10 protein-coding genes and 1 pseudogene are annotated in these 13,755 nt (G+C 72.8%); 6 read left to right on the top strand and 5 right to left on the bottom strand.

Annotation, left to right across the window (positions count from 1 at the left end; translation table 11 throughout):
• Positions 1-47: 47 nt before the first annotated feature.
• Positions 48-3,842, bottom strand: a complete 3,795-nt coding sequence (locus OG556_RS36975) for a hypothetical protein (protein WP_331744302.1) — start codon at positions 3,840-3,842, stop codon at positions 48-50.
• 334 nt (positions 3,843-4,176) lie between these two features.
• Between OG556_RS36975 and OG556_RS36970 the strand changes: the two genes are divergently transcribed.
• The 3 genes from OG556_RS36970 to OG556_RS36960 all read left to right on the top strand — a co-directional run bounded on the left by OG556_RS36970 (position 4,177) and on the right by OG556_RS36960 (position 6,886).
• Positions 4,177-4,809 carry an RNA polymerase sigma factor gene (locus tag OG556_RS36970; RefSeq protein WP_331744299.1) on the top strand — a complete coding sequence of 211 codons (633 nt, stop codon included), beginning with the start codon at positions 4,177-4,179 and terminating at the stop codon, positions 4,807-4,809.
• A 5-nt stretch (positions 4,810-4,814) separates the two neighbouring features.
• Positions 4,815-5,876, top strand: a complete 1,062-nt coding sequence (locus tag OG556_RS36965) for a CU044_5270 family protein (protein ID WP_331744297.1) — start codon at positions 4,815-4,817, stop codon at positions 5,874-5,876.
• A gap of 188 nt (positions 5,877-6,064) precedes the next feature.
• Positions 6,065-6,886, top strand: coding sequence for an isocitrate lyase/phosphoenolpyruvate mutase family protein (locus OG556_RS36960; RefSeq protein ID WP_371523108.1), 822 nt, complete (start codon positions 6,065-6,067; stop codon positions 6,884-6,886).
• Between the two features lie 95 nt (positions 6,887-6,981).
• Here the strand turns inward: OG556_RS36960 and OG556_RS36955 are convergent.
• A pseudogene (locus OG556_RS36955) lies at positions 6,982-7,183 on the bottom strand (transposase); the annotation flags it as partial.
• Positions 7,184-7,234: 51 nt separating this feature from the next.
• The gene (locus OG556_RS36950; protein ID WP_331745427.1) at positions 7,235-7,957 is read right to left on the bottom strand and encodes a TetR/AcrR family transcriptional regulator; all 723 of its coding nucleotides are present in this window, start codon (positions 7,955-7,957) and stop codon (positions 7,235-7,237) included.
• Between the two features lie 110 nt (positions 7,958-8,067).
• Here OG556_RS36950 and OG556_RS36945 point away from each other — a divergent pair, with 110 nt between their 5' ends.
• Together OG556_RS36945 and OG556_RS36940 are read left to right on the top strand one after the other, a co-directional pair.
• The gene (locus tag OG556_RS36945; RefSeq protein WP_331745425.1) at positions 8,068-9,612 is read left to right on the top strand and encodes an FAD-dependent monooxygenase; all 1,545 of its coding nucleotides are present in this window, start codon (positions 8,068-8,070) and stop codon (positions 9,610-9,612) included.
• 153 nt (positions 9,613-9,765) lie between these two features.
• Entirely contained in the window at positions 9,766-10,488 is a 723-nt protein-coding gene (locus OG556_RS36940) for a GntR family transcriptional regulator (protein WP_331744293.1), read from the top strand.
• Positions 10,489-10,578: 90 nt separating this feature from the next.
• Here the strand turns inward: OG556_RS36940 and OG556_RS36935 are convergent, their stop codons facing one another.
• Together OG556_RS36935 and OG556_RS36930 are read right to left on the bottom strand one after the other, a co-directional pair.
• Entirely contained in the window at positions 10,579-11,361 is a 783-nt protein-coding gene (locus OG556_RS36935; RefSeq protein WP_331744291.1) for a MerR family transcriptional regulator, read from the bottom strand.
• 47 nt (positions 11,362-11,408) lie between these two features.
• Complete coding sequence (locus tag OG556_RS36930; protein WP_331744289.1) at positions 11,409-12,608, bottom strand: serine hydrolase domain-containing protein; 1,200 nt, start codon at positions 12,606-12,608, stop codon at positions 11,409-11,411.
• A 313-nt stretch (positions 12,609-12,921) separates the two neighbouring features.
• On the opposite strand from OG556_RS36930, the gene OG556_RS36925 reads away from it, so the two are divergent.
• Complete coding sequence (locus OG556_RS36925) at positions 12,922-13,752, top strand: LLM class F420-dependent oxidoreductase (protein ID WP_331744287.1); 831 nt, start codon at positions 12,922-12,924, stop codon at positions 13,750-13,752.
• Positions 13,753-13,755 lie beyond the last annotated feature (3 nt).

The raw sequence follows: 13,755 nt of genomic DNA, 5'->3' as shown, positions 1-13,755 counted from the left end.
CGGACCGGCCGGGATCGGCGCCCCGGGCGGTTCCGGCGCGATACCGCTCACCGGCAGGAGCCGCCCGGGGTGGGGCCGGAGGGGGAGCCGGGCCAGTGGTTGGTCCGGCTCAGGTCGCAGATGCGGTCGGCGGTCCGGTCCGCGTCCGTGGGCCACAGCCGTGCGCCGTCGCCGGCGGCGGTGAGGAGCGTGCTCTGGTCGGGGCTGAAGGCCGCCGTGTGCACGGCTCTGGTGTGACCGACGAGCAGTGCCGTGACCTGATGTGATGCCACGTCCCACAGGCACACCGTGCCGCTGGCGTCCGTGCTGGCCAGCGTGCGGCCGTCGGCGCTGAAGGTGACGGAGAAGACGGTGTTGATGTGGCCGGTGAGGGTGGCGACCGTCCGGCGCTGCGCCACGTCCCACAGGCGCACGGTGGCGTCGGAGCTGCCGGTGGCCAGGGTGCGGCCGTCGGGGGAGAAGGCCAGGGAAGAGATGGCGTTGGCGTTCTCGGACAGGACGGCGACGGTGCGGCGCGTGGCCAGGTCCCACAGGCGCACCGTCCCGTCGTACCCGGCGGTGGCCAGGGTGTGGCCGTCGGGGGAGAAGGCGGCCTTGGAGACCAGGCTGGTGTGCCCCTGGAGGACCGCTGTCGTCTGGTGGGTCGCCACGTCCCACAGGCGTACGGTCGTGTCGAGGCTGCTGGTGGCCAGGGTGCGGCCGTCGGGGGAGAAGGCGACGCTCGACACCTGGTCGGTGTGGCCTTCGAGGGTGGCCACCGGGCGGCCTGACGCGGCGTCCCACAGGCGCGCCGTGCGGTCGGAGCTCGCGGTGGCCAGCAGGAGGCCGTCCGGGGAGTACGCCAGGTGCATGATGTCCTGGCTGTGCGCCGCGAAGGTCACGAGCGGGCGGGGCGGGTTGGTGGTCCACGAGGTGACGGAGCCGTCGGTGTGGCCGATGGCGAGGGTGCGGCCGTCGGGGGCGTAGGTGGCGACGGTCGCGACGGCCTCCAGGCCGTTGGTCGCGCTGAAGGTGGCGGCGATCTGGCGGGTCCTGAGGTCCCACGTGTGGACGATGTGATCCGTGGCGGTGGTCGCCAGCTCGTTGCCGTCGGGGGAGAGCGCCAGCGCGGGGGCGGACGTGTTGGTCTCGTGGAGGGTGGCGGTCAGCCGCTGCCCGGCCACGTCCCACAGGGCGACCGTGTTGTCCTGGCCGACCGTGGTCAGGGTGCGGCCGTCGGCGGTGAACGCGGCCTGGCTCACCTCCTGGGTGTGCCCGTTGAGGACGGCCGTGGTGTCGTGAGACGCCAGGTCCCACAGCCGGACGGTGTGATCGGTGCCGGCGCTGGCCAGGGTGCGGCCGTCGGGGCTGAAGGCGACGGTGCCGACGGAGCCGGTGTGGCCGCTGAGGGTGGCGAGCACGCGGTGGGTGGTGCTGTCCCACAGCTTCACGGCGTGGTCGGCGCCGGCGGTGGCCAGGGTGCGGCCGTCGGGCGCGTACGCCACTGCTCGTACGGAACCGGCGTGACCGGTGAGCGTGGCGACGGTGAGCTGGGACGCCACGTCCCACAGCCGGGTGGTCTGGTCGGCGCCGGCGGTGGCCAGGGTGCGGCCGTCGGGCGAGAACGCCGCCGAGGAGACGGCGCCGGTGTGGCCGGTGAGGAGGCCCGTCGTGCGGCCGGAGGCGACGTCCCACAGCCGGACGGTGTGGTCGGCGCCGGCGCTGGCCAGGGTGCGGCCGTCGGGGCTGAAGGCGACCGCGTTGACGATGCCGGTGTGGCCGGTCAGGGTGGCGAGCATGCGGTGGGTGGTGGTGTCCCACAGTTTCACGGTGTGGTCGGCGCTGCCGGTGGCCAGGGTGCGGCCGTCGGGCGCGTACGCCACCGCCGTCACGGCGCCGGTGTGACCGGTGAACTGGTTGGAGGAGTAGGCGGCGTAGGCGCTCAGCAGGCTGCCCCGGGCCTCGGTGGTGCGGGCCGTCCGGTAGCCCTCCAGTGCGACCAGCGCCGCGGCCTCGGGCTGCGTTTCGAGGAGTTGCCTGGACTGGGCGGCCCGTTCGCGGGAGACCGCGACCCGGCGCTGCGCGTCGGACCGCTCCCCCTGGACGAACGCGGTCACCGCCAGCACCAGGGAGAGCACGGTCAGGACGGCCAGCGCCACGACCGTCCGGCGTCGGCGACGGCCGCGCTGGTCGTCCGCCGCGATGCTGGCGTCCAGGAAGGCGGACTCCAACCGGTTGAGCGCCGCGCCCCGGGTACGGGACCAGCCCCAGGCGGTGGCGAGCTGCGCCCCCCGGTACAACGCGCCCGGGTCGCGCTGGAGTTCGTGCCAGGTCAGGGCGGCCTGGGTGAGCCGGCGGTGCGTCCGCAGGGCCTCGCGGTCGACGTCGATCCAGTGGCGCAGCCGCGGCCAGGCGCGGATGACCGCTTCGTGGGCGACGTCGACGGTGCCGTCGGCCAGGACGATCAGGCGGGCGGCGGCGAGCCGGTGCAGGAGGTCGTCGACGGTCGCGGCGTCGGCGAGGCCGTCGAGTTCCTTCCGGGCCAGGCGGCGGCGGGTGTCCTCGGTGCCCTCGCCCGGGGCGGTGAGCCGGAGGAACAGCAGCCGCATGGCCTCCTGGTGGCCCGGCGGGAGAGCGGCGTACATGGCCTCGGCGGTCTGGGTGATGGCTCCCCGCATGCCGCCGATGGCCCGGTAGTCGGCCAGCCGCAGGACGGTCCCGCGGTGCCTGGTCCAGGTCTCGCGCATCGCGTGGGCCACCAGCGGCAGAGCGCCGGGCTGGCCGGTGGCCTCCGCGAGGACGGCCTCCAGCAGATCGGGGTCCACCACGACGCCTGCTCGGGCCGCGGGCTCGACGACGATGTCCCGCAGCTCGGCCCGGGTGGGTGCGCCGATCGGTAGTTGGGCGCCGGAGCGGAGGGCGGCGGCCAGGGCGGGGTGGGCGAGGCAGCGGTCGTAGAAATCGGCGCGCACGCTGATGACGACCCGTATTCGGGCCTCGGCCGCGCCGGCGGCCCCGTCGCCGGTCGTCCGCACGCCGGCCGTCCAGGCCAGGCAGGCCAGGGCCGCTTCCCGCTCCCCGGCGTCCGCGCAGGTGGTGAAGAGCTCCTCGAACTGGTCGACGACGAGGACGACGCGCCGGTCGGCGGGCTGCGTGACCAGCCAGGTGTCCAGCGCGATGCCCAGGGCCGCGGGCTCGTCGGCCAGCGCGCGGGACAGCGCCTCCGCGTCACCGCCCGTCACGGCGCAGACCGCCAGGGCCAGCGCCCGTAGTGGGTGGTCGCCGGGGACCAGCGGCGCGGTGTGCCAGGACTCGTCGAGCCGGGGGAGCAGCCCGGCCCGCAGCAGCGAGGACTTGCCGCTGCCGGAGGCGCCGACGACTGCCGTCAGCCGGTGGTCACCCACGTGCCGGACCAGGTGGCTCACCAGTTCCGAGCGGCCGAAGAAGATGTCGGCGTCCCCCGTGCCGAACGCGGCCAGTCCCAGGTACGGGCAGTGAGCGGGGTCGCCCCCGTCCGCGCGGTCCTCGTCGTCGTCCTGCGCGGTGGCGGACGGCCCCTGGACGGCGCGGGAAGCCGCCAGCCAGCGGGCCTCCCACTCCGCCTTCTCCCCGCCGCACACCCGCGCGTAGGCGAGCACCACGGCCAGCGACGGCAGGCGCTCGCCCTTCGCCGCCTCCGCCAGCGTGCTGGCGGAGTAGTGCGACTCCTTCGCCAGTGCGCGGTAGCTCGGTGCGCCCGACCGGTCCCGCAACTGGCGCAGCTCCCAGGCGAGCCGTTCCACCGGGCCGGCCTGCGGATCGACGAACCCCTCCGGTCTGCCCAGTCGGGCCTTGCGCCGTGTCCCGTTCGGCCGCGTGTCCACGTTCACCACCCTTGGCAGGCCTCTCCCGCCCCCTCACATAGTTGTCCGACTTGAATGTCCTGCCCAGAGGGCTCTTTCGGACAATGCGCCGCCGCTGCAGAGTTCTCGGCATCGGGGGGTTCGCCGGAACACCTCGTGGCGTTCGGGGGACGGCCCGGTAGGCAGCCGCTCGCTACCGGGCCGAGCGCCTCAGGTGCCGCCGCGCAGGTGCCGCCGCTCAAGTCGGCACCTGCGCGGAGGACCTGCTGTCAGTGCGAAAGGCATCCGCCGATTGCCGGCACACCTGTGACGCAGCTCACTGGAACTGCTTCGTGGTGGCCGGACAACCAGAGGTGTGGACTATTCGCTGCACGAACGGATCAGAGCCGGGGACCCGGGCGCCTTCCGGCAGTTGTTCCAGGAGCACTCGCGCGCGGTTCTGGCGCACGCGGTCCGGGTGAGCGGGGACCGCGCCGGTGCCGAGGACGTCATGGCGGTGGTCTTCCTGGAGGCCTGGCGTCTGCGGGACAAGCTCCGCGACGAGGGCACCACTCCCCGCCCGTGGTTGATGGGCATCACCGTCAACGTCCTGCGCAACCGGGCCAGGGCCGCCCGCCGCCATGCGGCCGCCCTCGCCCGCATGCCGCTCCCCGATCCCGCCCCGGACTTCGCCGACGAGTTGGTCGGCCGCCTCGCCGACCGCGATCAACTGCTGGCTGCCAAGGCGGCGCTGGAGAAACTGCGCCGCGGGGAGCGCGAGGTGTTCTCGCTGTGCGTGTGGGCGGGCCTCAGCTACCCCGAGGCCGCCGAGGCCCTCGGCATCGCGGTCGGCACCGTGCGCTCCAGGCTCTCCAGGGCCCGGACCCGGCTGCGCGCCCTGGCCGACAAGGAACTGCGGCAGGCCGAGAAAACTCGCCGGGAACCCCTGCGGGCAGCCGGACAAGTACAGGGTGGCCGGATGGTTCCGGCCCGGTCGAACAAGGAGTGAAGCAGATGACCAGCATCCCGCAGCGGCGGCAGCCGCTCGACGACACGGAGCTGAGGCACCTGCTGCCGGCGGCCGGAGCACCTGCCGTCCCGCTCGGCCGGCAGCGCCAGATCGAGGAGTTCCTGATGAGTGAGATCACCCGTACCACCGAAGCCGCAGTGCCGGTCCGCCCCGAGGTCAGGAAGCGCCGGCGGCTGCTGATCGCCGTTCCCACCACGGTGGCGGCCCTCGCCCTCGCCGCCACCGTGGCGGCCACCACGTTCGGCAGCGCGGGAACGACCCCCGCGCGCAGTGAGCGCGTCGCCGCGCCCGTCATCCAGGTCTCGGCGGGCGACACCGCGGGCCTGGCCGGCGCGGTGGAGCGGATCTCGCTGGCCGCCAAGGCCGCGCCGGACGTCGTCCTGCGTCCGGGGCAGTACGTCTACATCGAGAGCACCGTCTCCCACCTCGCGGGCTCCGTCGACCTCAGCAGCGGCACGTCGAAGGTGTGGGTCGAGAAGCCCCACCAGCGGCAGATCTGGCGCTCGGCCGACGGCCGTACCGGCTGGCTCACCGAGGAGGGCAAGTCCCCGGAAGGCGGCGCGGCACTCTCGGCGGACAGCGGCAACCACCTGAACGCGCCGTCCTACGACTACCTGCGCACCCTGCCCACCGACCCGCAGGAACTCCTGCAGAAGATCTACACCGAGACCAAGGGGAGCGGCAACGGGCCGGACCAGCAGGCGTTCGTCACCATCGCCGACCTGATCCGCGAGCAGGCCGTCCCCGGCGAGCTCGCCGCCGCGCTCTACCAGGCGGCGGCCCGCATCCCCGGTGTCGTCCTCCTCGACAGCGCCACCGACGCCGCCGGGCGCACCGGCATCGCGATCGCCCGGACCAACACCGCCACCGGCTCGCGCGACGAGATCATCTTCGACCGCAGCTCGTACGCCTTCCTGGGCGAGCGCAGCGTCCAGGTCACCGAGGCCGCCGGGGTCGAGCCGGGTACCGTCACCGCGAACACCGCCGTCCTCAAGCGCGCCGCCGCCGACGCCCCCGGCCGCCAGCCGGGCAACGCCCAGGCCTGACCGCACCTGCGCGTCGTTCCGCGCGTTGCTCCGCCCGTCGTTCCGGCCCTCGTTCTCGGGCCGGGGCGGCGGGCGGAGCCGTGTGAACGGAGTCGGACAGAGAGCTCTAGGCCCTGTCCGGCGGATCATGGCGTCGACGGGGTGCGGGCCGTGATCGTCCATCTGGCTCTCGTGATGCAATGTTGCTTATGGCAACGCTTCTTGATGTGGCGCAGAGGTTCCGTTCCCTGCATGTACCTGGCACGCCGCTGGTCCTGCCCAATGCGTGGGACGGTGCTTCCGCTTGTGTGGTGGCGGACGCAGGTGCTGTTGCGATCGCGACCACCAGTGCCGGGGTCGCCTGGTCACTCGGCCGCGGCGACGGCGATCACATGACCCGCGACCAGGCGCTCGGCGCGATCGCCCGGATCACGGCCGCTGTTGACGTACCGGTCACCGCCGACATCGAACGCGGCTATGCGACCGGCCCTGACGGCGTGGCCGAGACTGTCCGAGGCGTCCTCGCGGCCGGAGCCGTGGGGATCAACCTCGAGGACACCCTGCACCCCGTCGCCGAGCAGGCTGAGCGGATCGCAGCCGCCCGCAGGGCCGCGGACGAGACCGGCATCCCGCTGTTCATCAACGCCCGCATCGACACGCACCGCCTGCCGCCGGGTGACCACACGGCCTGGCTGGACGAGACGCTCACCCGCGCCCGCGCCTACGCGGCAGCCGGCGCGGACGGCATCTTCGTCCTCGGCACGCCGGACGCCGAGACGGTCAGGGCACTCGTGGGCTCTCAACCCCTGCCGGTGAACGTCCTGGCCGGCCCCGGCGCACTCCCGGTCTCTGAGCTCGCCGAGGCGGGAGCCGCCCGCATCAGTGCTGGATCCTCCATCGCAGAGGCGGCGTACGGGCTGGTCCGCCGGGCTGCCCGCGAACTGCTGGAGAATGGCACGACGACCACACTGGAGGGCGGATTCGACTACGCCACCCTCAACGCGCTGCTCCTGGCCGAGCCCGCGCACTGAGACGCGGTCAGGGGCGCAGCCACAGCCTGATCGCCGCTAAGGTGACGGTTCCGTGGAAGACGTAGGCCCGCTTGTCATAGCGCGTCGCCACGGCCCCAACGGCGGTGGCGCTCGTAGACGGTTTTCCAGTTCCCGAACCGCGAGGGCAGGTCCCGCCACGGGACGCCTGTGCGTATTCGGAAAAGGATCCCGTTGATCGCCTTCCGGTGATCGATCCAGCGCCCTCCGCGGCAACCGGACTTCGGCAGCTGCGGCCCCAATCGCCCACTCCTCGCTTGTCAGTTCGCCCCGCCCCACAAGCAATAATCATCCAAGAACGAGGCCGTCATGTGATCCGCCGGAAAGGGCCTAGTGGCGGCCGAGGCCGTCGATCATCAGGGAGACGGTGAAGTCGAAGCGGTCGTGGCCCGTGCCCGCGGTGATTTCGGCGGCGTGGCGGGTGGTGTGGGGGAAGGACGCGGCGGGCAGGGCGGTGAGGCGGCGCAGCAGTTCCCCGCGGTCGAGGACCCACGCGTCGTCGTCGTGTGCTGCGCGCTGGCGCACGATCGAGGTTTCGAGGCAGTAGGCGGCCACGTACAGCAGGAGCGCGTCGACGGCCCAGGCGGCGGCCTGCGGCGCGACGCCGCCGGCGAGCAGGATCGCCAGCATCCCTTCGCTGACGCGCATGGTTTCGAGGTCGGTGGGGGCCATGGCGAGCGCGGCGCGGGAGATCCCGGGGTAGTCCAGGTACTGGTCACGGATCTGGGTGCAGACGCCGCGGATCTGGTCCCGCCAGGCCGCGGGGTCGGGCTCGGGCAGGACGAGCGCGGCGCACAGCCGGCCGATGAGCAGCTCGTCGAGGTCGGCCTTGTTGACGACGTGGGCGTAGAGCGAGGCGGGCCCGGTGTCGAGGGCGCCGGCGAGGCGGCGCATGGTCAGTGCCTCGTAGCCCTCGGCGGCGATGACGTCCAGCGCGGTGTCGACGACCTGGTCCACGGTGATGGGGGCCTTGCGGCGCCGGGGCCTGGGGTCGGTTCCGGCGTCGGGGTTCGGCGGCTGGTGGCGTGCCGCGCGTCGCTCTCTCGGGTTCACCGGACCATCATAGCTTGACACGAACGCCGTTCGTTTATAGAACACTGTTCGTGACTAGGAATGTGAACCGGGATTCGAACCAGGCCGTGAGCCCGGACGTGCACCCGGACGTGGACGTGACCGTCGTCGGTGCCGGGCCGGTGGGCCTCGTGCTCGCCGCCGAGCTGGCGCTCTCCGGGGTGACGGTGCAGGTGCTCGAACGACTCGCCGAGCCGGACCGGTCGATGAAGGCGGGGGCGATCAACGTCCCGACGGCCGAGGCCCTCGACCGCCGAGGCCTGTTGCCGGCCGCCGAACAGGTGCAGCGGGAGCAGCTCGAACGGGTCGGGGCGTTCGCCCGCGCGGTCGACCAGCCGGCCGGCGGCGACCGGCCGGCGCGCGCACCCCGCTTCACCGGGCACTTCGCCGGGATGGTCCTCGACGCCGACCTCGTGGACTGGTCCGACGCCGACCTCGCCGCGCACACCGCCGTCGACGGAGCGCGGATGGTGCCGCAGCGCGAGCTGGAGGCGCTGCTGGCCGGCCGGCTCGCGCGCCTGGGCGTGGCGGTGCGTCGCGGGGTGGAGGTCACCGCGCTCGAAGACACCGGCGACGGCGTGATCGTCACCACCACCGCCGGCCCGGTGCGCACCGGATGGCTGGTCGGCTGCGACGGCGGGCGCAGCACCGTGCGCCGCCTCGCGGGCATCGGCTTCCCCGGCACCGACCCCGAACTCACCGGACACCTGGCGGTCGTCGACATCGCCGACCCCACGGTGCTCGCGGACGGGTGGGTGTGGTCGTCCAAGGGCGCCTACCGCTGCGGGCCGCAGCCCGGGCGGGTGGTCACCGTGGAGTTCGGCGGCGGCCCCGTCGACCGCTCCGCGCCGGTCACCCTCGAAGAGGTGCAGGGCAGCCTGCGCCGGGTCTCGGGCACCGACGTCACGCTCACCGCGCTGCGCGCTCCCGCGACCCGCTGGAGCGACAACGCCCGCCAGGCCGCGTCCTACCGCTCGGGGCGGGTGCTGCTGGCCGGCGACGCCGCGCACGTGCACTCGCCGTTCGGCGGCCAGGGGCTCAACCTCGGGGTCGGCGACGCGATGAACCTCGGCTGGAAGCTCGGCGCCGTGGTCGCCGGGTGGGCGCCCGAAGGGCTGCTCGACACCTACGACGCCGAGCGCCGCCCCCTCGGCGCCTGGGTACTGGACTGGACGAGGGCCCAGATCGGGGTGCTGCGCGGGGACGCCAAGTCGGCCGCGCTCCGGGAGGTCGTCGCCGACCTGCTGGGCACCGGGGCGGGCGCGACCTACGCGGTCAAGAAGATCTCCGGGGTGACGCAACGCATCGACCTGCCCGGCGACCACCCGCTGGTCGGCCGGTACGCCCCCGACCTGTGGCTGGGGGACGGCTCCCGGCTGGTCGACCACGGCCACGGCGGCGGATTCCTGCTGCTCGACCGCACGGCGGACGGCGCGTTCACCCGCCTCGCCACGGGCTGGACCGGGCGGGTGACCAGCGTGACCGACGGCCACGCGACACCGACCGGCGTCCTCGTCCGCCCGGACGGAGTGGTCGCCTGGGCCTGCGACACCGCTGACGCTGCCGGCCTCGAAGCCGCCCTGCACCGCTGGGCGGGCACACCGTCCCCCGAGCCGCAGCCCGACCCGGTGCGCTGAACTTCACCTCTTGTGAACCGCCACTGCGAACTCCCTGGAGCACTCAACCTGTGTCCTGGGTCAGAAGGTAGAGCGAGGAGAAGTGCTGTCGGCTTCAACATCGGTGCACTAGCGTTTTCCTGAGTGACTATCACCTCGACCGAGGAGTAGCGCATGGCCGGCCCCAAGACGTTCACCGCGATCGCCGATCACTACCGGCAGGCGATACTCACCGGCGAACTCGTTCCAGGCGAGAAGCTCCCGACCAACAGGGAGATGTGCCAGCGGTGGAACGTCGCAGCGGCGACCGTCAGCAGGGCCTTGAACCAGCTGTTGGTGGAAGGGCTCATCAGGACGAGCCCGCGGGGCACGTTCGTCGCGGACGAGGTGACGTCCACCGCGACGGGGCGGGACCGGCTGACCACCGTCCAGCGGTTCAAGTCCAGTCTGATGGAGGGCGAAACCAGCCGGGTCACCGCCGCCGAGCTGGTGGTGCCCCCGTTGTACGTGCAGGACATCTTCAACCTCGATCCCGGCGATCAGCTCGTCCGCCGCGAGTACATCGCGGGCCGGGGCAGGAGCCGGACCATGCTGGCGGTCGTCTGGTACCCGGCGCACTTCGCCGCGCTGGTGCCGGATCTGCTCTCGACGGCGCCCGGCAAGAACGCGGGTCTCACTGCGAAAGTGCTCGACGCGTCCGGCCGGACGATCACGCACGCCCGGGACGACATGCACGCCCGGGAGTGCGATGCCCGAGAGGCATCGGCCCTGGGTCTTCGCGTGGGGTCCCCGGTCCTGGGTGGGGTGCATCGCTGGTCGGACGATGAGGGCGTGATCGAGTTCGGCCTCTGGGTCGTCCCGACCCGGGTCACGATCGGCTACGAGTACGGCGCCTGAGCCATCGACACCTGCGCCACCGGCGAACGAGCGAGCCGCCCCGGTCCCGTAGGCCGGGGCGGCTTTGTCGCGTGATCGGTCCCGTCTCGGTCAGGGGGAGTTCGGCCTGGGGATGCGGATGTCGGCGGAGCGGAGCTTGGTTTCGACCAGTGCGACCAGGCGGGCCCCGGCCGATCCCTGTTCTTCTCCGTGGTGGGCGATCAGTTGGTACCGGGTCGCGGCATCGGTGCGGGCCTGGAGGCCGGTCACGATCTTCAGCTGGGCGGGGTTGGCGAGGAAGTGGTCGGCCGCGGCGGTCGCGAGTTCGGCGATGCGCGGGTCGTCCGGATCCCAGGCCGCGGCTTCGGCTCCGCGCCTGAGCAAGGCGACGAACCGCTCGTCCAGCAGAGCGTGTTCGACATCGGTGAGGTAGTCCTCGAAGCCTTCCGGGACCAGGGCTCTGGCCAGCACCCAGCCCTCCCGGGTGGCCGCCGCCTCGTCCGGGGTGAAGCCGAGTCCGGCCATCCGCTCCAGCAGTGCCACGGCGCGGTCGGGCAGTAGTGCCCGGTCGCCGTCGGCGAGCCGGTGCAGCATGTCGCGCCGAGCGGTCAACTCCTCAATGCGTTCGGTGAGTTGACGTTCGACGTCGGCGATCGCGGTGGTGAACAGCGCGGCGTCGGCGTCGAGCAGGGGCGCGGTCTCGGCCAGCGGCACCCCGGCGGCGGCCAGCGTCCGGATCTGCACCAGCCGCAACAGGTCGGCCGATCCGTACCGTCGGTATCCGGAGCTGTCGCGTTCCGGCTCCTCGGCCAGGCCGAGCTTGTGGTAGTGCCGCACCGTCTTCACCGTGATGCCGACGAATGCCGCCGCCTGCCCGATTGTGACTCCGTTCATCCGTCAATCCTGCCCCGGGTTCGAACTCGGCGGCTACGCACAGCACATCAGTCCGTCGGCTGGGCCGGATCGGCCTGCCTGCCGCAGAACACCTCGGCGACGAGCCTGCGCGTCGCCTGCTGGAACGCCCCGCCGATGGACAGGTCGGCGTCGTCCACGCAGTTCAGCGCGGCGGTCAGGGTCCTGCGTCCGTCGGGCGTGCTGTACATCAGCGCCGCGTGGCCCACGGCGGCGCCGTTGTGGGAGATGACGGTCGCGCCGTCGTCCGTCGTCACCACGAACACGCCCAGGCCGTAGTCCATGTTGGGGATGCCCGTCGGGTGCGGGGTGCACATCTCGGCCAGCAGCGGGGCAGGCAGGAGCCTGCCGCCCAGGAGCGCGGAGATGAACGTGTGGAGGTCCCGGGTGGTGGAGATCATGTCGCCGCCGCTGGAGATCCAGGAGGGGTTCTGGCGGGTGATGTCGATCGTCCTCTGCTCGCCGGCGTCCTCGTAGCGGTAGTAGGCATGGGCGTGCGGCTCGGGGATCTCCGGTGAGGCGCCCGGCACCACGGTGGCCGACAGTCCGAGCGGCCCCAGGATCAGCCGCTGCGTCTCCTCGGCGGCCGGGTGGCCGGTGACCTTCTCGATCAGCAGCCGGGCCAGCACGTAGTTGGTGTTGGAGTAGCTCCAGCCCGTCCCCGGCTCGAACCGGGCCGGCCTGGACAGCGCCAGCCGTACCAGCTCCTGCGGCCGGTAGGTCTTGAACCGGTTGTCCATCCACTCGCTGCCCGTGGTGCCGTAGGGGATGGGGATGCCCGGCGCGACCGTCCCGTCGGCGTAGACCTCGCCGGTGTGGTTGAACACCCCGCTGGTGTGCTGCAGCAGCATCCGCACCGTGATCCGCTGGTCCAGACCGAACTCGGGCAGGTAGTGCGCCGCCGGGGTGTCCAGCCCGACCTTGCCCTCGGCCACCAGTTGCAGCACCAGGGTCGCGGTGAAGGTCTTGGTGGTGCTGCCGATCCGGACCCGCCCGTCCGTCGGCGGCTTCGCGGCCCCGCCCAGTTCGGCCGTCCCGGCGCTGCCGACCCACGCGCCCCGCTCGTCGTGCACGCGCAGCGACACCCCGGTGAAACCGGAGTCGACGATCTCCTCGATCGCCTTCTGCAGCTCCGGGCGGTCCTGCCCGGCGGCGTCGAGGGCGGCGGTCCGCAGGGTGTTCTCGTCCTGGTCGGAAGGGCCGGAAAGGTCGGAAAGGGGGAGTGGCATGGTGGTGTGCTCCTTCGCATCGGTGACGCCCGGGTCGGCGCCGTGCCGTTGCGAGGAGCTTGAGCCCTGACCCAAGGTCAACCTCAACGGTGATGTGGCTCACAGGCGAGCAGGGGGGGGGCGGGTGGGCTCGGGTTGTCGAGGACGTGCAGGAGGTGCAGGGCGGTGGCGGCCGCGCGTCGTCCGTGACGGCGGCCGCCGCTTCGGGTATGACGGGTCCACGGCCGTGAAACGCGCACTCCACCGGTGCGGCGTTCCCGGCCGCACACATGCCGTTGTCGAACGAGGCGGGCAGTCATTCATGGAACTCGGAGTGTTCGGAATCAGTGCCAAGGCCACGCACGGGCCGCGGGCGACGGCGCGCCTGGCCGCCCTGGCCGAGGAACTCGGCTACCGGTCCTGGTGGGTGGGCGACCACGTGGCGCTGCCCGACCCGCGCACCCCCGACTCGCCCATGGACGCGGGCGAGCCGATCCTCGACCCGCTCGTCCACCTCGCCTACGTCGCCGCCCTCACGGAACGGATCGAACTCGGCACCGGGATCATCATCCTGCCCCAACGCCACCCCGTGGTCCTCGCCAAACAGCTCGCCAGCCTCGACGTGCTCAGCGGCGGCCGACTGCGGGTCGGCGTCGGCGCCGGCTACCTGGAACCGGAACTCGCCGCCATAGGCGTGCCGTTGGCCGAGCGCGGCGCGCGCACCGACGAGTACCTCGACGCCATGACCGCCCTGTGGACCCAGCCCGCACCCGCCTTCCACGGCAGGCACGTCGCCTTCGACCACCTCGACGCCCACCCCCGCCCCGTACAGGCCGGCGGCCCGCGCATCCTGATCGGCGGGCACAGCCCCGCCGCCTACCGCAGGGCCGTCGCCCGCGGCCACGGCTGGTTCGGCGCCGGCGACAGCCCCGACCAGCTCGCCGCCAACCTCGCCGGGCTGCGCAAGGCGGCCGACGAGGTCGAACGCCCCGCCCGGCTGGGCCCCCTCGAACTCAACTACACCGCCATGACGCCCGTCGACAGCGAGGCCCACCGCCGCTACGCAGCACTCGGCCTCAGCCGCCTCGTCGTCTACCCGCTGCCCCTCGACGACGTCCAGGAGGTCGCCGACTACCTCCGCCGACACGCCCGCCTCGCCGACTGAACG

The organism is Kitasatospora sp. NBC_01300, assembly GCF_041435235.1.
Classification (GTDB): domain Bacteria; phylum Actinomycetota; class Actinomycetes; order Streptomycetales; family Streptomycetaceae; genus Kitasatospora.
This window is presented reverse-complemented; position numbering and strand designations above follow the sequence as displayed.

Bases quoted from the DNA above. Each gene is read 5' to 3' on its own strand.
- OG556_RS36940 (WP_331744293.1), top strand. From the start codon at position 9,766: ATGGCCGGCCCCAAGACGTTCACCGCGATCGCCGATCACTACCGGCAG.
- OG556_RS36935 (WP_331744291.1), bottom strand. From the start codon at position 11,361: ATGAACGGAGTCACAATCGGGCAGGCGGCGGCATTCGTCGGCATCACG.
- OG556_RS36965 (WP_331744297.1), top strand. From the start codon at position 4,815: ATGACCAGCATCCCGCAGCGGCGGCAGCCGCTCGACGACACGGAGCTG.
- OG556_RS36930 (WP_331744289.1), bottom strand. From the start codon at position 12,608: ATGCCACTCCCCCTTTCCGACCTTTCCGGCCCTTCCGACCAGGACGAG.
- OG556_RS36960 (WP_371523108.1), top strand. From the start codon at position 6,065: ATGGCAACGCTTCTTGATGTGGCGCAGAGGTTCCGTTCCCTGCATGTA.